The 18,710-nt window shown below is 72.8% G+C and carries 21 protein-coding genes; 12 read left to right on the top strand and 9 right to left on the bottom strand.

The window, feature by feature from the left end:
* Positions 1 to 81: 81 nt before the first annotated feature.
* Entirely contained in the window at positions 82 to 1,602 is a 1,521-nt protein-coding gene (locus tag IEY56_RS20005) for a DUF6177 family protein (protein ID WP_189038615.1), read from the top strand.
* A 95-nt stretch (positions 1,603 to 1,697) separates the two neighbouring features.
* Here the strand turns inward: IEY56_RS20005 and dacB are convergent, their stop codons facing one another.
* The 4 genes from dacB to IEY56_RS19985 form a co-directional block, all read right to left on the bottom strand.
* The gene (gene dacB / locus IEY56_RS20000) at positions 1,698 to 3,377 is read right to left on the bottom strand and encodes a D-alanyl-D-alanine carboxypeptidase/D-alanyl-D-alanine endopeptidase (RefSeq protein WP_189038614.1); all 1,680 of its coding nucleotides are present in this window, start codon (positions 3,375 to 3,377) and stop codon (positions 1,698 to 1,700) included.
* 150 nt (positions 3,378 to 3,527) lie between these two features.
* Positions 3,528 to 4,484, bottom strand: a complete 957-nt coding sequence (locus tag IEY56_RS19995) for a sulfite exporter TauE/SafE family protein (RefSeq protein ID WP_189038613.1) — start codon at positions 4,482 to 4,484, stop codon at positions 3,528 to 3,530.
* A gap of 221 nt (positions 4,485 to 4,705) precedes the next feature.
* Entirely contained in the window at positions 4,706 to 5,164 is a 459-nt protein-coding gene (locus IEY56_RS19990) for an RrF2 family transcriptional regulator (RefSeq protein WP_189038612.1), read from the bottom strand.
* A gap of 77 nt (positions 5,165 to 5,241) precedes the next feature.
* On the bottom strand, positions 5,242 to 5,736 hold the full coding sequence (locus tag IEY56_RS19985) for an ATP-binding protein (protein WP_189038611.1): 495 nt from the start codon (positions 5,734 to 5,736) through the stop codon (positions 5,242 to 5,244).
* Between the two features lie 170 nt (positions 5,737 to 5,906).
* On the opposite strand from IEY56_RS19985, the gene IEY56_RS19980 reads away from it, so the two are divergent.
* Both IEY56_RS19980 and IEY56_RS28590 read left to right on the top strand, forming a co-directional pair.
* Positions 5,907 to 6,821 carry a helix-turn-helix domain-containing protein gene (locus IEY56_RS19980; protein ID WP_189038697.1) on the top strand — a complete coding sequence of 305 codons (915 nt, stop codon included), beginning with the start codon at positions 5,907 to 5,909 and terminating at the stop codon, positions 6,819 to 6,821.
* Positions 6,778 to 6,897 carry a DUF397 domain-containing protein gene (locus tag IEY56_RS28590; protein WP_308424158.1) on the top strand — a complete coding sequence of 40 codons (120 nt, stop codon included), beginning with the start codon at positions 6,778 to 6,780 and terminating at the stop codon, positions 6,895 to 6,897. Before IEY56_RS19980 ends, IEY56_RS28590 begins: the two co-directional genes overlap by 44 nt.
* 16 nt (positions 6,898 to 6,913) lie before the next feature.
* On the opposite strand, the gene IEY56_RS19975 is transcribed toward IEY56_RS28590, so the two are convergent.
* Complete coding sequence (locus IEY56_RS19975; protein WP_189038610.1) at positions 6,914 to 7,486, bottom strand: GNAT family N-acetyltransferase; 573 nt, start codon at positions 7,484 to 7,486, stop codon at positions 6,914 to 6,916.
* Between the two features lie 114 nt (positions 7,487 to 7,600).
* Positions 7,601 to 8,341 (bottom strand): MerR family transcriptional regulator, encoded by a 741-nt coding sequence (locus tag IEY56_RS19970; RefSeq protein WP_373292140.1) that lies wholly within the window; start codon positions 8,339 to 8,341, stop codon positions 7,601 to 7,603.
* A gap of 40 nt (positions 8,342 to 8,381) precedes the next feature.
* On the opposite strand from IEY56_RS19970, the gene IEY56_RS19965 reads away from it, so the two are divergent.
* Positions 8,382 to 8,852 carry a DUF6194 family protein gene (locus tag IEY56_RS19965; protein ID WP_373292139.1) on the top strand — a complete coding sequence of 157 codons (471 nt, stop codon included), beginning with the start codon at positions 8,382 to 8,384 and terminating at the stop codon, positions 8,850 to 8,852.
* A 75-nt stretch (positions 8,853 to 8,927) separates the two neighbouring features.
* Here the strand turns inward: IEY56_RS19965 and IEY56_RS19960 are convergent, their stop codons facing one another.
* A complete protein-coding gene (locus IEY56_RS19960; protein WP_189038609.1) occupies positions 8,928 to 10,130 on the bottom strand; it encodes a cysteine desulfurase-like protein in 1,203 nt (400 codons plus the stop codon).
* Between the two features lie 386 nt (positions 10,131 to 10,516).
* On the opposite strand from IEY56_RS19960, the gene IEY56_RS19955 reads away from it, so the two are divergent.
* Entirely contained in the window at positions 10,517 to 10,696 is a 180-nt protein-coding gene (locus IEY56_RS19955; protein ID WP_189038608.1) for a hypothetical protein, read from the top strand.
* A gap of 128 nt (positions 10,697 to 10,824) precedes the next feature.
* Here the strand turns inward: IEY56_RS19955 and IEY56_RS19950 are convergent, their stop codons facing one another.
* On the bottom strand, positions 10,825 to 11,019 hold the full coding sequence (locus IEY56_RS19950; RefSeq protein WP_189038607.1) for a hypothetical protein: 195 nt from the start codon (positions 11,017 to 11,019) through the stop codon (positions 10,825 to 10,827).
* Positions 11,020 to 11,045: 26 nt separating this feature from the next.
* Between IEY56_RS19950 and IEY56_RS28890 the strand changes: the two genes are divergently transcribed.
* From IEY56_RS28890 to IEY56_RS19920, 7 genes are all read left to right on the top strand, one after another.
* The gene (locus IEY56_RS28890) at positions 11,046 to 11,171 is read left to right on the top strand and encodes a hypothetical protein (protein WP_268241338.1); all 126 of its coding nucleotides are present in this window, start codon (positions 11,046 to 11,048) and stop codon (positions 11,169 to 11,171) included.
* A 381-nt stretch (positions 11,172 to 11,552) separates the two neighbouring features.
* Positions 11,553 to 13,664: a chorismate-binding protein gene (locus tag IEY56_RS19945; RefSeq protein WP_189038606.1), complete on the top strand. Its 2,112-nt coding sequence runs from the start codon at positions 11,553 to 11,555 to the stop codon at positions 13,662 to 13,664.
* 75 nt (positions 13,665 to 13,739) lie between these two features.
* On the top strand, positions 13,740 to 14,267 hold the full coding sequence (locus IEY56_RS19940; RefSeq protein ID WP_308424157.1) for a Scr1 family TA system antitoxin-like transcriptional regulator: 528 nt from the start codon (positions 13,740 to 13,742) through the stop codon (positions 14,265 to 14,267).
* 31 nt (positions 14,268 to 14,298) lie between these two features.
* The gene (locus IEY56_RS19935; protein WP_189038605.1) at positions 14,299 to 14,508 is read left to right on the top strand and encodes a DUF397 domain-containing protein; all 210 of its coding nucleotides are present in this window, start codon (positions 14,299 to 14,301) and stop codon (positions 14,506 to 14,508) included.
* 135 nt (positions 14,509 to 14,643) lie between these two features.
* Entirely contained in the window at positions 14,644 to 15,936 is a 1,293-nt protein-coding gene (gene cbiE / locus IEY56_RS19930; RefSeq protein WP_229712062.1) for a precorrin-6y C5,15-methyltransferase (decarboxylating) subunit CbiE, read from the top strand.
* Positions 15,933 to 16,706, top strand: a complete 774-nt coding sequence (gene cobM / locus IEY56_RS19925; protein WP_189038604.1) for a precorrin-4 C(11)-methyltransferase — start codon at positions 15,933 to 15,935, stop codon at positions 16,704 to 16,706. Before cbiE ends, cobM begins: the two co-directional genes overlap by 4 nt.
* Before the next feature lie 147 nt (positions 16,707 to 16,853).
* Entirely contained in the window at positions 16,854 to 17,450 is a 597-nt protein-coding gene (locus tag IEY56_RS19920) for a dihydrofolate reductase family protein (protein ID WP_189038603.1), read from the top strand.
* Positions 17,451 to 17,550: 100 nt separating this feature from the next.
* Here the strand turns inward: IEY56_RS19920 and IEY56_RS19915 are convergent, their stop codons facing one another.
* On the bottom strand, positions 17,551 to 18,702 hold the full coding sequence (locus IEY56_RS19915; protein ID WP_189038602.1) for a cobalt-precorrin-5B (C(1))-methyltransferase: 1,152 nt from the start codon (positions 18,700 to 18,702) through the stop codon (positions 17,551 to 17,553).
* Positions 18,703 to 18,710 lie beyond the last annotated feature (8 nt).

The following is an 18,710-nucleotide window of genomic DNA, read 5'->3' as shown; positions in this document are numbered from 1 at the left end:
CTGCCACGGCTCTGGAAGCGCGGCCGCGAGCTCACCCGCGGCACGTCAACTCGCCCTGCACGACGGAGGATCGGACGCCACATGACCAAGGACGTCATCGCGCTCACCCGGGACATGCCCGACCCGTTGAGCGTCCTCGCCGGGCTGCTCGCGGGCGGTCCGGACAAGCTGGCCGGCACGACGGCGGACGACGCCGTCGTGCAGCTCTGCGACGAGGAGGGCAGGCCGCTCGTCTCCGTCGAGGCACCCGTCTTCGTGCGCGTCGCGGGAGAGGCGGAGCGGCTGCTGGGCGCCGAGGCCCCGCCGGTCCCGTTCTGGTGGACGGAGGCCCGTGCCACGACGGGTGTCGAGGAGGCGGAAGCGCTCGCCGGGGCGTTCGCCGCGAGGGTGGCGTCGCTGACGGGCGGCACTGTCTGGCCCGCGCGGGCGGCGGGCTCCCTGTCCGTGGTCGAGGGCGGCGGGGCCGGGAGCGGCGGGGTGAGCGCCGTGCCGGCGCCGGCCGCGGCGCAGCCCGCCGTCGACGTCCTCACGGACAAGGTCGCGGTGGTCATCCAGGACCGTCCTGTGGTCGCCATGACGGCCTGGCTCTCGGACGCCTTCCGTGCCGCCGCCGCTGCCGGACTGGGCCTCCAGATCGTCACTCCCGCGGCGTCCGGGCTCTCGCCGGCGGTACGGAGCAGCCTCAGCGGCTGGCCGTCCCGGTGGGTCGTGCAGGACGAACGGGACGGCTACTTCGACGGCCTCTCCGGTGCCGTACTGCGGTGGCAGGACGGGATGTTCGCAGCTGTCGAAGCCGAGGAGGGCGAGCAGCCGGAAGACGCCGCGTACCGCGGTGACGGCGACGGTTCAGCCCTGGACCCGGGGGACGCCGGGGACGTGGGGGACGCCGCGTTCGGCGGCGGCCCCCGCGGCCGGGTCGCGGCGTCCTACCGCGAGGTGGAGCCGATAGCGGACCGCCAACTGGCGCTGTCCTTCAGGGCTGTTCACGCCGCCGACGACCGGCTGGTGCTCGGCGGGGCGCTGGAGGCGCTCTGGCGGGAGCTGACGGGCGTGCCGCCTGCCGGCTGGGGGACGGCGGAACCCGCCAACACCCCTTGGTCACCACGCCAGTTGACCGACCTCGCCCGCGACCGGGCCCCCGCCCCCACCTGGCTGGTGATCGTGGGCGGCGCGGACCGCCCGGCGCTGGCCACCGTCCGCGTCAGCCGCACCACCGGGGGCGTCGAGGAGGACGTCACCCTGACCCTCGGGTACGGCCCGGACGAGGAGCCGCCGCTCGACGCGCTGCCCCGGGCGGCCGAGGTGCTCGCCACGCGTCACGGCCTGCAGTCGATGCTCGTCCAGCAGCGCATGGCCGCCCGGGACCTGACGGTGCGGCCCCGGTTCGAGGGGCCGGGCGTGCCGCTGGGCTTCGTGCTGGGCGCAGAGGAGGTCCGGCGGATGCCGGGTGACCGGGCGCGGCGAACTCCCCTCTCCGAGCCTCCCGTTCAGCTCGGCCCGGCAGCCCGGCCCGCGCTGTACTACCCGCTCCCGGGCGACCCCTCGGACCTCTCGGCGTGGCGGGACTTCGAGCGGCTGATGCGGCACCTGAAAGGCGCCTGACCTCCGCTCCGGTCCCGCGGGAGCGGTCGGGGCGGACAGCCCGCCGGGGTGCGCGCGGTTCGGCCCGCACCCCGGCGTGCCCTGCACGCTCCCGCTCAGCAGCGGACCGGCTTGCGCCAGGAGCACTCCAGGCCGTCCGCGCCGGCGGCGTCCCGGCCGGACGGCTGCGGGGCGCTGCTCTTGGGCTTCTGGGACGTGCTGCCGCGCTTCCCGTCCGCTGCCTTGGCACCCGTCCCGTCACCGGACTCGGCCAGCGCGACGACGATCTCGTCCTCGATGTCCTTCACGGAGTCGGCGAGGTAGTTGTTGAGCACGATGCTGAACACGAGCCGGCGCCCGCCGGCGTCGTCGACGTATCCGGAGAGTCCCGAAGCGCCCGTCAGCGAACCGGTCTTGGCGTGCGCGTTGAGCTCGGCAGGGGTGTCGCACATACGCGTACGGAGGGTGCCGCCCTTCATCCTGTCCGGCGCGCAGGCGATGGGGAGGGCGTCGTGGAACTTCCCGAACCACGGCTTGTCACGCACCGCCCGGAGCAGCGCACCGAACTCCGCCGCGGGCACGTTGTTCATGCGGGAGAGCCCCGAGCCGTCGACCTGGCGCAGGGTGCCGGTGTCGACGCCCTCCTTCTTCAGGAAGCCCTGGACGGCTTTCAGCCCCTCCTCCCACGTGCCCTCGCCGCCGGCCTCGTAGCCCATGGTCTTGGTGAGGACTTCGGCGTGGTTGTTGTTGGACAGCTTCAGGAAGGGGACGTTCAGCTCGGACACCGGCATCGACTTGTGGCGGGCGACCCGCCGCGCCGCGTCCGGGGTGGCCTTGCCCGTCTCGGTTCTGCCGGCGACCCGGACGCCGTGGTCCTTCAGCGCGTCGGCGAAGACGGACGCGGCGTAGCCGGTGGGCTCCCAGACGCTCGTCCACGACTCCTCCGGGTCCGCCCCGGCGGGGATGCCGCCGCTGACGGTGAGGGTGTTGCCGCCGTGCTCGCGGTCGACGGACAGCGTGCTCTCGCCGCCTTCCGCGACCGTTTCAGCGGTGACCTCGACGTCGACGTAATCGTTGTCGGGGACCATCTTGACCTTGGGCTTCTTCCCCGGTGCGGAGCCGGGGGAGACCTCCAGGCGGACGGAGCCGGTGTCGTAGTCGGTGTCCGGGGCGACGCTCAGCGCGGAGATCTGCGACGAGTAGTAGGCGGACTCGTCGTCCGCGGCCCAGGAGCGTCCCAGCCGCTGCGAGTCGAACCGCGTGTCGTCGGCGACGAGCCTGCCGGTGACCTCCTTGATCCCGGAGGCCGCCACGTCGGCCGCGAGCGCGTCGTAGTCCTCGGCGAGCAGCGTGGGGTCGCCGGTGCCGCGCAGGTACAGGTCCCCGTCGAGCCGGCCGCCGCCGCGGTCGCCGTGGGCGAGCACGTCCGTGCGGTAGCGGTAGCCGGGACCGAGGACGCCCAGCGCTGCGGCGGCGGTCAGCAGCTTCGTGTTCGACGCGGGCATCATCCGCTTGCCGGAGTGGCGCTCGTACAGGACGTCCCCGTCTGCCGCGTCGCTGACCACCACACTCGTACCGGCGCCGGCCAGCCGCTCGTCGCTCAGGATCTTGTCGATCTTCTTGCTCAACTCGCTGCCGGCCGTGGGCGATTCGGCTCCGGCGGCTCCGCCGGTGCCGAGCACCAGGACGAAGCCGACGGCGGCGGCAGCGGCCTTCTTGCCCAGGCGGCGCCGGGGGGCGGCGGCCGCCTGTGCGGGGGAGGCGAGCGGGCCGCCGGGAAGTGTGAGTCTCTTCATGGCCCGGCAGCCTGCCAGCCCGGGGCCGACTTCGCGACGGGTCGGGCGCATTCGCGCTGCCCGGAGCCCCGCGCGGGCTCCGCCCGCAGGCCGTGACACCGACGGCCTGCGGGACGAAGCCCACGTCTGCGAAGTTCCGGGCCCTGCACGTCAGTTGGAGACCGCGGGCTCCTCTTCCCTCTGCGCGGCGGCGGACCTGGCCTCCGCTGCCTCCGCCTGCCGCACCAGTTCGCGTTCCTCGGCGGCGTTGCGGCGGTACTCGCGCACCGAGTACGCCAGGGCGCCGGCCCAGGCCAGGTAGAGCAGCACGTAGACGACGGTGCTGACGGCGCCGCTCGCGCCGAGCCAGTCGCTGTTGAGCAGGGTGCGGACGTTGGTGACGACGATGACGCCGCCGACGGCGGACCCCAGCACGCGGGGCGGGATGTGCCGTACGAGCCAGGCGGCCAGCGGCGCGGCGATCACACCGCCGATGAGCAGTCCCGCCACCCACGTCAGCTCGATTCCTTCGTGGCCGAGGCCGGCCAGGAAGCCGACGCTGGCGGCGACGCTGACGAGGAATTCGCTGGTGTCGATGGAGCCGATGACCTTGCGGGGCTCCATCCGGCCGCTGGCGAGGATCGCGGGGGTGCCGACGGGCCCCCAGCCGCCTCCGCCCGTGGCGTCGACGAAGCCTGCGACGAGGCCGAGCGGCGAGAGGAAACGCTTCCGCAGGGGCTTGCCCAGGTTGCTGGACGAGAGGCCGACGAAAGTGAAGCGGGTCAGCACGTACACGCCCAGCGCCAGCAGGATCAGGGACATCACCGGTGCGGCGATCTCGGTCGAGAGGCTGGAGAGGAAGGTGGCGCCTGCGAAAGCCCCGACGGCGCCCGGGACGCCGATCTTCAGTACGACCCTCCAGTCGACGTTGCCGAAGCGCCAGTGGGAGGCGCCGGAGGCGAGGGTCGTGCCGATCTCGGCGAGGTGGACGGTCGCGGAGGCCGCGGCCGGGTTGGTGCCGGCGGCCAGCAGGAGCGTGGTCGAGGTGACCCCGTAGGCCATGCCCAGGCTGCCGTCGACGAGTTGGGCGCCCAGGCCCACCAGCGCCAGCACGATGAGAGTGCGCATGCTGCCCCGATCCATTCCCTAGTTTTCCTACCGTATTGGTAGAGAAACCATGCGGGGTGCCGGAGCGGGCATGCAATGCCGTCTCGTGGAGTGGACACGATCAGGTGCAGCTTCGCCCGTTTATGTCAGACATCAGCTGACATAAACGGGCGATTTCGTCTCAGAATGTGGTCAGGAGGGTACGGCGGTACGGCGATGCCCGCACCCCGGTAGACGGTGTCTCATGGATTGGTCCACGCTTCGGGCGCTTCCGCCAGCTCGCGGACGCGTGCGGGAAGGGAGCCGGCGGCGACGTCGGCCAGCGACACCTCCCCGAGGATCGCCCGCACGTTCGCCCGTACGGCGATCCACAGCGGCAGTAGCGACTCCGCCGGCCCCGTGTACGACAGGGCGGGCGGCCGTTCGCCGCGCACCGAGACCAGCGGTCCCTCCACGATGCGGATGACGTCCGCGATGGTGATCTCCTCCGCCGGAGCGGCGAGCCGGTAACCGCCCTGTCCGCCGCGCTGGCTGGCGACGAGGCCGCCGCGCCGCATGTCGGCCAGGATGCCCTCCAGGAACTTCTGCGGGATCTCCTGCGCCTTGGCCAGGGCCTCCGCCTTCACGGGGCACTTCTCCCCGGCCGCCGCCAGCTCCAGTGCGGCTCGCACCGCGTAGTCCGCTCTCGCCGAAATCCGCATGGCGGCATTGTCCAGCATCGCAGCGGCCGGCCGCCCGTCGTCACGGTCGCCAAGGGCGAGCCCGCCCGCGGTCGGCGTCACCCGAGGCCGGGCGGGGCCTCTTGTCCGTGCAGGGGCGTGGCTTCCCGGACGACGTCCGCCCACACCGTCTTGCCCACCGGGCGGCGGGCTCGCGTCCCCCAGCGCACCGCCAGCATGCCCACCAGCAGCAGCCCGCGCCCCGACTCGTCGTCGCACGACGGTGCGGCGGGCCGGACGGGCAGCCGCAGGGCGCCCGCGTCCGAGACCTCGACGCGGACCTCCCCCTCCGCGAGGTGCGCCAGCCGCAGCAGGAAGTCCCGGCCGGGAACGCGGCCGTGACTCACCGCGTTGGCGGCCAGTTCGCCCACGACGAGCGCCACCGAGCAGGAGGGTTCCGAATCGCGCGCGTAACCCCACTCCTCCAGGCGTCTCACGGCCAGTTGCCGGGCCAGGCGGGCGCCCCGCGCTGACGAGGGGAACTGCTTGGAGAACGTGGCCAGTCGGGAACAGGACGACGAGTCGTCGCCCTGCGCGGTGGTGGGTTCGAGCACTCTGCCGCCATTCCGGTCGTTCCGCTTCCGCCCGGCCCGTGCCGGGACGTGACATTCCGTGCACAAGCCTTGCCGGGCGGCCCTATGCTCGAAAGCCCCCGAAGGCTTACAACTCTGGCCGTAAGGACGGAAGTCAGGCTGTGGCCAACGAAATCGACCCCGCCTCGTCGGTGGCGGCGCTCTTCGGCTCCCGGGTGCGCAGGCTGCGCACCGCCGCGGGAATGACGCAGGCGGACCTCGGCCGGCGGACCCACGTGGTGAGCACCCGCATCACCCAGATCGAGCGGGCCTCCGGCGCGAAACCCACCCTGGAACTCGCCCGCGCACTCGACCACGCCCTCAGCGCGGACGGGCTGCTGGTCGACCTGTGGCCGTACGTCTACCGCGAGACGTTCCCCGACTGGTCGCGCGCGTTCATGGCGTACTCGGCCCGGGCGGTGGAGATCCGCGAGTACGCCGCCCACGTGGTGCCAGGTCTCTTGCAGACGGAGGACTACGCCCGCGCGGTGCTGAGCGTCGGACGGTCGCTGCGCGACAGCGTGCACCTCGAAGAGCGCCTGCACGCCAGAATGGCGCGGCAGGAGCGGTTGAAGTCGCCGGGACGTCCTGCCCTGTGGGTTGTTCTCGACGAGGCCGTGTTGATGCGTCCCATCGGCGGGCACAGAGTCATGCGTGAGCAGTTGGGGTTCTTGGTGGCCGCGGCGGAGAGTACCTCGGTAACGGTCCAGGTCCTTCCGTTCGACCAAGGAGCTCACGACTCCTTGGGAGGGTCGATGACGGTTCTGACCCTTCCCGGCGGTGAGGAAGCGGTCTATCTGGAGGGGGCCGACTACGGCAGGCTCATCGAGGAGCCGGCGGAAGTCGAACGCCATTCAGCCGTCTATTCGAGGCTCCGGACAGTAGCCTTGCCGCCGACCATGTCGCTCGACATGGTCCGCAGCGCGATGGAGGGCAGCCACCGTGGAGTCAGTGTTCCGTCCCGAGCCGAGCGGCGTCGTCTGGCGCAGCAGCAGCTACAGCAATCAGGAGGGCGGCAACTGCGTGGAGGTGGCCGACGGGTTCACGGGCGTGGTGCCGGTGCGTGACAGCAAGGTGCCTGGCGGGCCGGTGGTGTTGGTGTCGGCCGCGTCGTGGTCGGTGTTCGTCGGCGGGCTGAAGTGAGCTGAAGCCGAGCCGTTCAGAGGGCCGAAGTCGGCACGTCTGACGGCTGCCACTCCCGCCGGATCAACCCGAAAACCCACGTGTCGGACACCTCGCCGTTCACGATGCACTCTTCCCGCAACGTCCCTTCACGTACGAATCCGATCTTCTCCAGTACCCGGGCGGATGCCGCGTTGCGCGTATCCGCCTCGGCCTGGACCCGGTTCAGGTCCAGCGTCTCGAACCCCCAACGCAGCAAGGCGTGCGCGGCCTCCGTCGCGTATCCGTGGCCCCACGCGGCCTCGTCGAAGCAGTAGCCGAGTGACGCGCTGCGGAAGTCCGGGTTCCATCCGGTCAGATTGGACCAGCCGATGAAGGCCCCGTCAGAAGCACGGTCGATGGCCACCCGCACCCCGGTGCCTTCGCCCGGCAGTTTCCGACACGTCGCCAGGAAGCGCTCGGCGCGGGTCCGTTCCTGCCAGGGAGGTGAGTCCCAGTAGCGCATCACGCGGGTGTTGCTGTGCAGCGCGAAGAGGGCGTCCGCATCGGTGTCGGTGAAGGGGCGCAGCCGCAGTCGAGCGGTGTGCAGTACGGGCGTGGTCAGAGTCATGCGCCCCATACTGTGCCCTCGTGAAAGGCGTGGACCACCGGATATCCCGGAGTCGTCCCGGCTTCACGCCGATCTGTCGTCCGGCGGAGGTCCGGCGGGACGTCCGGCGAAGTGTCAGTCCTCGCCGGCCGGTTCGATGATGCCGGCGAGCAGAGTGCCCGCCCGTAGCAGGGCGAGGGTGCGTGCGGCGATGTCCTCCAACCGCGTGTCGAGGGCGGCGAGCGAGTGGCTCACGTCGCCGAGTTCGCGGACCGCGGTGACCGCTCTGCGTACGTCCGGGATGCGGTAGCCGCCGGCGCGGAGAGCTGCCGTGACGCGTGCCTCGCGGATGGCGGGCAGAGGGTAGCGCCGCGCTGTCCCGGCACGGGTGGTGATCCGGTCGGGTGCCACAAGCCCGGACTTTTCCCAAAAGCGGAGCGTGGAGGCTTTCACGCCCAGGGCCTGCGACAGTTCGGTGATGGTCATGGAGTCGGCCGTGCCGGGTTCGGCGTCGGTGGCCGCCTCCGCCCGGACGGCTTCCAGCGCGTGCCGGGCGGCGAGTGCCTGCGCACGCTCGTCGTGGAGCCGCACGTGCAGCGCGCCGGCCGTCGCCGCGCCCAGTTCCGGCGGGTGGCGGTTCAGTCGCCGCATGGTGCGCCGGGCTTCAACAGGGCCTACGGCATAGGCGAGTTGACGGTAGGCGCGGAGTGCCCGGACATGTGTCGCGGAGAACTGCCGGTATCCGTTGGGCGCCCTCTCCACCTCGGGCAGTACGCCCACGGCCTCCAGATCGCGGACCTGCTGCACGGAGTAACCCGATGCCGCCGCCACGGCGGCGGTCGTCAGGGGAGGCCCGCCGTCTGCCGTCTGCGCCACCCCGAACCCTCCATTAGCACTTCAACCACACGCTTGAACCATGACTCTGCACGAACTCCTGGACACGATCCGGGCATTCGACGACGTACTGGAACTCGCGCCGCGCGAGGGGAGCGCTCTCCCCGAGATCTCGTGGGGCGACCACTTCTTCTACTACGCCCCTGACGGGCAGGTGCCGCAACGCGAACAGCCCTACGCCACCGTCGTCACGAAGAACTATCCGGGCGACACCTCCTGCGACCTCGACGCCCCCGGCCGCTGGCGGCTGAACATCCGCGTGGGGCGCGAGGCGTTCGCCGGACTCCTCGGTGAGGACCCCCGGTCGGAAGGGGCGCCGAGGGACTACACGGTCAGCGACACCCTCCTCCCGCATCCGGTGTACCGGGCGCACGGCTGGGTGGCGGTCGTCAACCCCGGCGACCGCACCGGGGAACTGGCCGTGCGTCTCCTGCGCGAGGCGCACGGGGACGCCGTACGCAGGGCGCGGCGCCGCCGGAACACCGGTGCGTGACACGTGAGTTCGTGCGTGGCGGCGCCCGGGCGCCCGGGGGCGGCCGCCCGGCCGTCGAGACGCGGAGACGACCGTTCAGCGGAGGAAGCCGCCCAGTCCCTCCAGCAGCCGGTCGACGTCCGAGGTGTCGTTGTACGGGGCGAGCCCGATCCGCAGGCCGCCCGCAGCGCCGAGGCCGAGCCGGCGGGAGGCCTCGACGGCGTAGAACGAGCCGGAGGGGGCGTTGACGTCCCGCTCCGCCAGATGCCGGTGGGCGTCGCGGGTGTCGTGGCCGTCGAGGGTGATCAGCACCGTGGGGGTGCGCGAGGCCGACCGCGAGTACGAGGTGACGGCGGGAAACCCGGCGAGTCCCTGCTCGATGCGGTGCAGCAGGCCGTCCTCGTGCTTCTCGAGCGCGGCGAAGGACGCGGCGAGACGCTCCCTGCGGTCCTCGCCGCCCGGCCCGGCCAGCCCGGCGAGGAAGTCGACGGCCGCGCGGGCGCCGGCCAGCAACTCGTAGGGCAGCGTGCCGTATTCGAAGCGTTCCGGCACGTCGTCGGTCGAGGCCAGCAGCTTGTCGGGGGCGAGGGTCTCCAGGAGGGCGGGGCGGGCGGCGAGCACGCCCATGTGGGGGCCGAGGAACTTGTAGGGGGAGCAGACGAAGAAGTCCGCGCCCAGCTCCTCCACGTCGATGAGGCTGTGCGCCGCCAGGTGCACGCCGTCCACGTACAGCAGCGCGCCCGCCTCATGGACGGCGCGGGCGATCTCCGGGAGCGGCGGCCTCGTCCCGATCAGGTTCGACGCTCCGGTGACGGCGACGAGCCGGGTGCGCGGGGAGAGCACCGCCCGGACGTCCTCGGCGGTCAACTCACCGGTGCCGGGGTCGAATTCGGCCCACCGCACCTCGGCGCCCGCCTGCGCGGCCGCCTGCGTCCAGGGGCGGACGTTGGAGTCGTGGTCCAGGCTCGTGACCACGACCTCGTCGCCGGGCGACCATGTCTTGGCGAGGGTGCGGGAGAAGTCGTAGGCGAGCTGGGTGGCGCTGCGGCCCAGTACGACCCCGGACGGCTCCGCGCCGAGCAGGTCGGCCAGCGCGCGCCGCGCCTCGAGGACGAGACCGTCGGCGTTGCGCTCCGCCGCTGTCACGCGGCCCCGGTTGGAGAGCGGAGCGGCGAGGGCTTCCGCCATCGCGTCGATGACGGGGCGCGGCGTCTGGCTGCCGCCGGGGCCGTCGAAGAAGGCCGTGCCGGTGGCGAGGGCGGGGAATTGCGCGCGGACGGCGCCGATGTCGTACGTCATGCGGACTCCGGGCGGCAGAGGGGGCGTTCGTGCGGGTGGCCCGCGCCCAGTGTGGGACGGGCCTTCCGGATCAAGGATCGGCTGCGGCGGCGGGTTTGACCAGAGCGGGCGGATCCCCCTTCGCGGCCCCCGGACCGAGGGCGGACGGCGCCCGGCCCTGCCAGGTACGGCCACAGGCCGCGCGTACCGCCGGAAAACCGGAGGGCGTCAGCCTGCGCACTGCCATATGCCCGCCGTCCCGGTGGGGGGGCGGGGATGCCGGATCAACAGGGAGAGTCGGATGTCGGGCGGACTGCGTCGCGCTGTCGTCATGGGCGACGATCTCGCCGCGGGGCCGGCCCCGCGGGCAGGGACGTCCGCCGCGGACGGGAACGCATCCTCCGGGGATGCGGCGCGGGACGCAGGGGAGCCCCGGGCGCAGGCCCGTACCGCGACGCCGGACGGCAGCCCGGGGCGGGCGTCCGTTCGCGGTCTCCTACGTCGTCAGTTGCATGGGCGACGGCATCTTCTACGTCGTCGCCGCCCTGTACTTCACGCGCATCGTGGGCCTGGACCCGGTCCACTAAGGTGCCGCGCTCACGGCGTCCTGGTGGTGCTCCTTCCAGTACCGCGTGGCCAAGGGCGTCAGGAGCATCGACGACGGACTGCGCACTCTGCGGTGGTCCGGGCTGCTGCTCTTCGCGGGGACGACCCTCTACGCCGTCTCCGGGACGCCCCGTTCGCCGCTCGGCGCGGCACTCGCGCTGCTCGCGGCCGTCGTCGTGCTCACGCTCGGCGAGACGCAGCAGACGGCGAGCATGACGGAGATCAGCTTCCGGCTCGTACCGGACCGGAAGTACGGGCAGTACCAGGGCTTCTTCGGCATGCGGTGGACGCTGTCGGAGGCCATTACCCCCCCTCGCCCTGAGCTGGCTGGTGCTCTGCCAGGGCACGCTCGGCTGTCTCGTGCTGGGCGGCGTCATCCTCGCGGCGAGCTTCGCCATGCGGGCGGGGGTGGCCCTGGCCCGGCGGGACCCGCGCGTCCGCGAGAACGCCATGTGAGCACGGTGGGCGGCCGCTGCCGGTCAGCCGGTCAGCCCCGGGGAGACGGCGTGGACGGCCCGTGGGCGGCCTGTGGGCGGGCCGGGCGCCGGGCCCCGTCGTGGACGGGCGCGGCATCCCTATCATTGACTCCGACGCCCGAACCGCCGGGGACACGACCCCGAGCTGGACCGTCCGGCGACGGGACGGGACGGAAGACTCGACATGCGCGCCCGCACTCGGGGCCGGGTCCCTCGGCTCGGGAGCACTCCCGGGAGCCCGCCAGGGGGACGGGCCGGAGCCCGGAGCACGGAAACCCGGGGGATCCCGGGGCGCGTCGTCGCCGGGACGTCCGCAGGAGGGCCACATGATCTCGCGCACCGCAGCGGCGGGGGACAGACCGTGAACGTCGTCCTGATCGACAACTACGACTCGTTCACCAACAACGTCGCCCAGTACCTGTACGAGGTCGGCGGCGAGTCGCCCGTGATCGTGCCCAACTCGACCCCTTACGCGTACCTGCCGCTCCAGTGGGCCGACGCCGTCGTGCTCTCGCCCGGGCCCGGGCGCCCCTCGGAGGAGGCGGACTTCGGGGTCTGCGCGGAGGTCATCGCCCGCTGCGGACTGCCCGTCCTGGGGATCTGCCTCGGCCACCAGGGCATCGCCGAGTTCTTCGGCGGCACCACGGCACGCGCCCCCGAACCCGTGCACGGCATCGTCGACACCGTCACGCACACCGCCACGGGACTCTTCGAAGGGCTGCCCCAGGACCTGCCCGTGGTCCGGTACCACTCCCTCGTCAGCACCGGCCTGCCCGACGAGCTGGAGGCCGTCGCCTGGAACGCGGACGGCCTGGTGATGGGCCTCGCCCACCGTGAACTGCCGGTCTGGGGCGTGCAGTTCCACCCGGAGTCGATCGAGACGCAGGGCGGGCACCGCATCCTGTCGAACTTCCTGCAGATGGCCTCCCGCCACGTCCGGGGCGGCACGGCGTCCCGTCCCGCCCTCGCCGCCCCCGCCGTCCGCGCCTTCGAGGAGGCGGGAGGCGAGACCCGGCTCGCCCTGAGGGCGGTTCCGCTGCCGGACGCCGGCAGCCCCGAGGAGGAGTTCGCGCGCCGCTACGCCGGCGACCCCCGAGCCTTCTGGCTCGACTCGGAGAACAGCGAGCACCCCGAAGCGCGGCTATCGGTCATGGGGGGCGGCAGCGGCGCGGGTGCCGTCGCGTTCAGCTACGACCTCCCTTCGCGCACCCTCACGCTCGAAGGGCCCTCGGGCCGGGCGGCCGTCGAAGGAGACGTCTTCGAACTGCTGGAACAGGTCACGTCCGCCGTGCGGGTGGAGCTGGAGCCGCCGGACGGACGGGAGTGGCCGTGGCCGTTCAAGGGCGGCCTGGTCGGCTACTTCGGGTACGAGCTGCAGGCACTGACGGGCGGCTCGGAGCGGTTCCGGGCCACGACGCCGGACGCCTGGTTCCTGCACACGCGCGAGTTCCTCCTCTTCGACCACCGGGAAGGCCGCGCCTACCTGTGCGGAGCCGTCCCGCCCGGCGAGCCGGCGCCCGGGGCGGCCGGCGCCCACGGCAGTGGCGACGGCGCGCGGGACAGCCACGGCACAGGTGTGCCGTACGGACTGGACCGGGCCGCCGTCGCCTTCCGTCCCGGCCCGGTGCACGAGTCGCGTCTCGACCTGCGAGACGACGAGGCGCGCTATCTGGACAAGGTCAAGCGCGCGCAGGAACTCATACGCGACGGCGAGAGCTACGAGATCTGCCTGACCAACCGCGCGACCGGCCTCCCCGTCGCCTCCGGACAGGAGGTCTACGCCCGGATGCGGCGCATCAGCCCGGTGCCGTACGGGGCGTACCTGCGCTTCGGCGGCACCGAGATACTCAGCTCCTCGCCCGAAACGTTCCTGCGCGCCGGTGCCGACGGTGTCGTCGAATCGCGGCCCATCAAGGGCACCCGGCCACGGGGGGCCACGCCGTCCCAGGACGAGGCGCTGCGGCGGGAGCTCACGGAGTCCGTGAAGGACCGCGCGGAGAACCTCATGATCGTCGACCTCGTCCGCCACGACCTGAACGCCGTCTGCGAGCCCGGCAGCGTCCACGTGCCGGAGGCGTTCGCGATCGAGAGCTACACGTCCGTCCACCAGATGGTCTCCACCGTCCGCGGCATGCTGCGTCCCGGCAGCTCCGCGCTCTCCGCCGTACGTGCCTGCTTCCCCGGCGGGTCGATGACCGGCGCGCCGAAGAAGCGGACCATGGAGATCATCGGCGATCTGGAGGGCGAGGCCCGCGGCATCTACTCGGGAGCGCTGGGCTGGCTCGGCTTCGACGGCTCGCTGGACCTGAACATCGTCATCCGGACCGTGGTCGTGGAGGACGGCACCGCGTCCTTCGGCATCGGCGGGGCGATCACCAGCCGGTCCTCCCCGGAGGAGGAGTTCGAGGAGGTCCTCGTCAAGGCGAGCGTGCCCTACGGCGCACTGCGGGACGCCCCGAAGCGGCAGCCCTGAACGTGACGAACGGCCCCCAGGGGTAGGGGTGTTCGCCTGCCGTGCGGACGGACGGCTAAGGGACGCGGCCCTCGCTTGCCGGACCCGGCCGCCGGTCCAGCTCCAGTTCGCACCAGGAAGCCGAAGAAGTACTCGTCGTGGCATGTGATCGGAGCCGCCCAGGTCGGGCAGTTCCGCAAGGCCGCCCGCATCACGCAGCCCGCGCTGGCCGAGCGGCTGTGCGTGCACGAGGACACCATCGGCTCCATCGAGCAGGGCCGCAGACCTCTCAAGCCGGACCTCGCCGCACAGCTCGACGAACTGCTCGACACGAAGGGCGTGCTGGCGGTGGCGGTGGCCAACGTGCCCGAGCGGGAGCGGTTCCCGGCGTTCGCGCAGGACTTCGTCGAGCACGAGCAGGAGGCCCTGACGCTGCTGTCGTACGAGAACCACGTGGTACCCGGCCTGCTCCAGACGGAGGCGTACGCGCGGGCGGTGTTCTCCTGCCTGTACCCGCCGATCAGTCCGGAGGAAGAGGAGGAGCGCGTGTCGGCGCGGCTCGACCGCAAGCAGGTCTTCGAGCGCAAGCCGTGGCCAGCGACTTCACGCTCTCCTCAGGGCTGAGCGCCTGCGAGGACGATCTGGTGGGAGGATCATGAACAGCACAGGCGGTGCGCGAACTTCAAGCGGGCTGACGTGGTGCAAGTCCGGCTACAGCGGTAGCGAGGGCGGCAACTGCGTCGAGGTGGCGAGCCCCGCAGGCGCGGTGCTGGTGCGCGACTCCAAGTGCCCCTCCGGGCCGGTGCTTTCGGCGACCCCCGGCGCCTGGGCCGCATTCCTCCGCTTCGCCGACGGGAGGTCCTGAGGCCGGAGAAGGCCCGGACGGGGTCACGGCGGCTGCCCCCACGACGCCCCGACCTGGGCGGACCCGGGTGCCCTGCCGTGCAGGGGAAGAGTGACCGGTCAGTACAGTCGGCTGCGTCCCCGTCCCGAAGCCGAGGTGGCAGCAGTGGCCCGCGCACGTCCCGACCGGCCGGCAGTGACCGTCGTCGGTATCGGCGCCGACGGCTGGCCCGGCCTCGCCGCCGCCGCCCGCGACGCGCTGCGCGAGGCCCAGGTGCTCATCGGCGGTGAGCGCCAACTCGCCCTGCTGCCGCGGGGATGCGCCGGAGAGCGCGTCGCCTGGCCGTCGCCGCTGCGCCCTGCCGTCTCCCGCCTGCTCGCCGAGTACGAGGGCCGCCGCGTGTGCGTACTGGCCAGCGGCGACCCGATGTTCTACGGAATCGGCCGTCTGCTCGCCGAAGTGGCGGGCGCGGAGCGGCTGTCGGTGCTGCCCCACCCGTCGTCGGTCAGCTACGCCTGCGCCCGGCTCGGTTGGACGGTGGAGGAGACCGAGGTCGTCACGCTCGTGGGCCGGCCCGCGTCCGGTCTGAACGCGGCGCTGTACGACCGGCGCAGGGTGCTCGTACTCAGCGCCGGAGCGGCGACGCCCGCCGAAGTCGCCGGGCTGGTGCGGGAACGCGGCTTCGGGCCGACCCGGATGCGGGTGCTGGAGCAGCTCGGAGGGGAGGGCGAGCGCCAGGTCGAGGGCATCGCGGAGGAGTGGGCGCATCCACCGGGCGATCCGCTCAACGTCATCGCCCTGGAGTGCCGCCGGACCGAGGGGGCGCCTCGTCTCTCGCTCGTGCCCGGCCTGCCTGACAGCGCGTACGAACACGACGGCCAGCTCACCAAACGCCATGTCCGGGCGGCGACGCTGGCCGCTCTCGCGCCCGCGCCCGGCGAACTGCTGTGGGACGTCGGCGGCGGTTCCGGCTCCGTCGCCGTCGAGTGGATGCGTGCGCACCGCGACTGCCGCGCGGTGAGTGTCGAGCGGGACCCGGTGCGGGCGGAGCGCATCGCGCGCAACGCGGACGCGCTCGGGGTGCCGTCGCTGCGGGTGGTGCGGGGCGAAGCGCCCGCCGCGCTGGGTGAACTCCCGGCACCCGACGCCGTGTTCGTCGGCGGCGGGGTGACGGTGCCCGGCGTGCTGGAGCGCTGCTGGGAGGCGCTGGCGGGAGGCGGCAGGCTCGTCGCCAACGCCGTGACGCTGGAGTCCGAGGCGCTGTTGGGGGAGTGGCACCGCCGGCACGGCGGGGAGCTGTTCCGTCTGGCGGTCGCACAGGCGGCTCCCGTGGGGGGTTTCACGGGCTGGCGGCAGGCGATGCCCGTCACCCAGTGGGCCGTCGCCAGAACCGGTCCGGGCGGCCCGTCCGCCGGGACGAACGACGCTGCGAGCGGAGAACCAGAGTGACGGTGTACTTCATCGGTGCGGGGCCCGGCGCCGCCGACCTCATGACGGTGCGGGGCGTGCGGACGCTGGCCGCCTGCCGGGTCTGCCTGTACGCGGGGAGCCTCGTACCGGAGGAGCTGCTCGCCGAATGCCCGCCCGGCGCACGGCTCGTGGACACCGCGCAGCTCGATCTGGACCGCATCACCGGGGAGTTGGTGCGTGCCCACAGCGAAGGGCACGACGTGGCCCGGCTGCACTCCGGCGACCCGTCCGTCTTCAGCGCCGTCGCGGAGCAGATGAGGCGCCTCGACGCGGCGGGCGTGCCCTACGAAGTGGTGCCTGGCGTACCGGCGTTCGCCGCCGCGGCAGCGGCGCTCAAACGCGAACTGACGGTGCCCACCGTCGGGCAGACGGTGGTGCTGACCCGTATCGCGGCCCGCGCCACGGCCATGCCCGAGGGCGAGGACCTGGCGACGCTCGGACGCAGCCGCGCGCTGCTCGTACTGCACCTGGCGGCCGGACACGTGGACCGTGTCGTGGAGGAGCTGCTGCCGCACTACGGGGCCGGCTGCCCTACGGCCGTCGTCGCCATGGCCAGCCGCCCCGACGAGACGGTGTTGCGCGGCACGCTCGACGGCATCGCGGCCCAGGTGAAGGCGGCGGGCATCGTGCGCACCGCGGTCATCATGGTCGGACGCACCCTCGCCGCCGAGCAGTTCGGCGACAGCCACCTCTACTCCCCTCACCGCGACCGGAGTTGCGGCCCGGGGTCCCTCGCTAGCGGCGGCTGACGCGGCACGCGCGGCGTATCCGTCGCGCCCCCCGTCGGGTCCGCGGGCACGCCGCCGCTGTTTCCGGATCATTACGGTCACGAACGGGCGAACGCCGCCGAATCTCCGTATTCTGGTGGGAATCCGGGCGGATGAGAGGTGAGTCGCGTGCGCATCGTGATCTGCGAGTTCATGAGTCTCGACGGCGTCGTGCAGGCGCCGGGCGGGCCCGGCGAGGACACTTCGGGCGGCTTCGCCCACGGTGGCTGGACGGCCCCTTTCTTCGACCCCGAAGTGGTGGGCGGCGCCTTCGACGACGCGACGGCGAAGGCCGACGCGCTGCTGTTCGGGCGCCGCACCTGGAAGGCGATGGCGGAGGCGTGGCCGGACCGTGCCGGCGACCCGTTCGCGGACCGTGTGAACTCCCTCCGGAAGTACGTCGTCTCGGGCACTCTCCACGACAAGGACCTGACGTGGGAGAACACCGTCCGCATCCCCGGAGGTGAGGCCGTCGCCCGCATCGGCGAGCTGCGCGGTTCACCGGGCGGCGACATCGTGGTGATGGGCAGCCCCACGCTGGCGCGCACCCTCCTGCGCGAGGAACTGGCCGACGAACTCCGGCTGATGATCATGCCGGTGCTGCTCGGCGGCGGGAAGCGGATCTTCCCGGACGAAGGCGTGCTGCGCACCCTGGAGCTGGTCTCCACCGTCACCAGCACCAAGGGCGTGAACGTGTGCACCTACCGCCCGGTGCCCGCCGGGTAGAACCGGAGCCGGGAGCCGGGAGCCGGGAGCGGCCGGGGGGCCTGCGGCGTGTGTCGAATCGCGGGCGGCCCGGCGGCAGCCCAGCCCAGCCCAGCCCAGCTCACCGCGGCGCGGAGCGGCCGACGATCGTGCCGGCGCGGTCGACGCAGATGACGTCGACCGTGACCGGTGCACCGCGCAGCACGCCGATGGCCTGGTCCCGGGCCGCCGCGGCCACCAGATCGCCCAGCGGCACGCCCGCCGCGGCGCACGACTGCAGTGCGGCGAGGCCTGTATTGGCGCCGGCGACCGCCGCCGCCAGTTCCTCGTCCGCCCCGCCCTCGCGGGCCAGTGCGGCCAGGAAATGCTTGTCGACCTGGGAGCGCGCCGAGTGCAGATCGAGGTGCCCCGCGGCGAGTTTGGAGAGCTTCGCGAAGCCGCCGCAGACGGTGAGCCGAGGGACGGGGTGGCGGCGCACGTATTTCAGGACGGCGCCCGCGAAGTCGCCCATGTCCAGCAACGCGTCCTCGGGCAGGCCGTATTCGGCGGTGACCGTGCGTTCCGACGTCGAGCCGGTGCATCCCGCCACGTGGGTGCGGCCGGCGGCACGCGCGACGTCCACGCCGCGCCTGATGGAGTCGATCCACGCCGAGCACGAGTAGGGCACGACGACGCCTGTGGTGCCGAGGATCGAGAGACCGCCGAGGATGCCCAGCCGCGGGTTCCAGGTGGAGCGGGCGATCTCCTCCCCGTCGTCCACGGACACGGTCAGCTCGGCGTCCGCGGTGATGCCGTGCCCGGCGGCCACGCGGCCGAGGTGCTCGCGCATCATCTCCCGCGGCACCGGGTTGACCGCGGGCTCGCCCACGGCGAGGGGGAGACCCGGGCGGGTGACGGTCCCGACGCCGGGTCCGGCGCGGAAGACCACGCCTGATCCGGGCGGCAGCGCCCGCACCCGCACGCGGACCAGGACGCCGTGCGTGACGTCCGGGTCGTCTCCGGCGTCCTTCACCACGCCCGCCATGGCCTCCCGCTCCGGTCCCCGGGTGAGGGACTCGACGGCCAGGGCGAAGGACGGCGTCCGGCCCTTGGGAAGGGTGACGGTGACCGGGTCGGGGAACTCGCCGGTCAGCAGGGCGGTGTAGGCGGCGGTGGCGGCGGCCGTCGCGCAGGCGCCGGTCGTCCATCCGGGCCGCAGACCCGTGTGCTTGAGTTGGGCGTCGCGTCCGCCAGGGGCGGAGGAGCCGTGCGCTCCGGAGTCAGACGTCGTCACGAAGGGTC

Origin of the sequence: Streptomyces daqingensis (genome assembly GCF_014645895.1) — a bacterium.
Taxonomy (GTDB): domain Bacteria; phylum Actinomycetota; class Actinomycetes; order Streptomycetales; family Streptomycetaceae; genus Streptomyces; species Streptomyces daqingensis.
This window is presented reverse-complemented; position numbering and strand designations above follow the sequence as displayed.

Bases quoted from the DNA above. Each gene is read 5' to 3' on its own strand.
- IEY56_RS19935 (WP_189038605.1), top strand. From the start codon at position 14,299: ATGAACAGCACAGGCGGTGCGCGAACTTCAAGCGGGCTGACGTGGTGC.
- IEY56_RS19960 (WP_189038609.1), bottom strand. From the start codon at position 10,130: ATGACGTACGACATCGGCGCCGTCCGCGCGCAATTCCCCGCCCTCGCC.
- IEY56_RS19950 (WP_189038607.1), bottom strand. From the start codon at position 11,019: ATGGCCTCCGACAGCGTCCACCGCATGCCGAAGAAGCCCTGGTACTGC.
- IEY56_RS19995 (WP_189038613.1), bottom strand. From the start codon at position 4,484: ATGCGCACTCTCATCGTGCTGGCGCTGGTGGGCCTGGGCGCCCAACTC.
- IEY56_RS19955 (WP_189038608.1), top strand. From the start codon at position 10,517: ATGCGGCGCGGGACGCAGGGGAGCCCCGGGCGCAGGCCCGTACCGCGA.
- IEY56_RS19965 (WP_373292139.1), top strand. From the start codon at position 8,382: ATGACTCTGCACGAACTCCTGGACACGATCCGGGCATTCGACGACGTA.
- IEY56_RS19990 (WP_189038612.1), bottom strand. From the start codon at position 5,164: ATGCGGATTTCGGCGAGAGCGGACTACGCGGTGCGAGCCGCACTGGAG.
- IEY56_RS19975 (WP_189038610.1), bottom strand. From the start codon at position 7,486: ATGACTCTGACCACGCCCGTACTGCACACCGCTCGACTGCGGCTGCGC.
- IEY56_RS20005 (WP_189038615.1), top strand. From the start codon at position 82: ATGACCAAGGACGTCATCGCGCTCACCCGGGACATGCCCGACCCGTTG.
- dacB (WP_189038614.1), bottom strand. From the start codon at position 3,377: ATGAAGAGACTCACACTTCCCGGCGGCCCGCTCGCCTCCCCCGCACAG.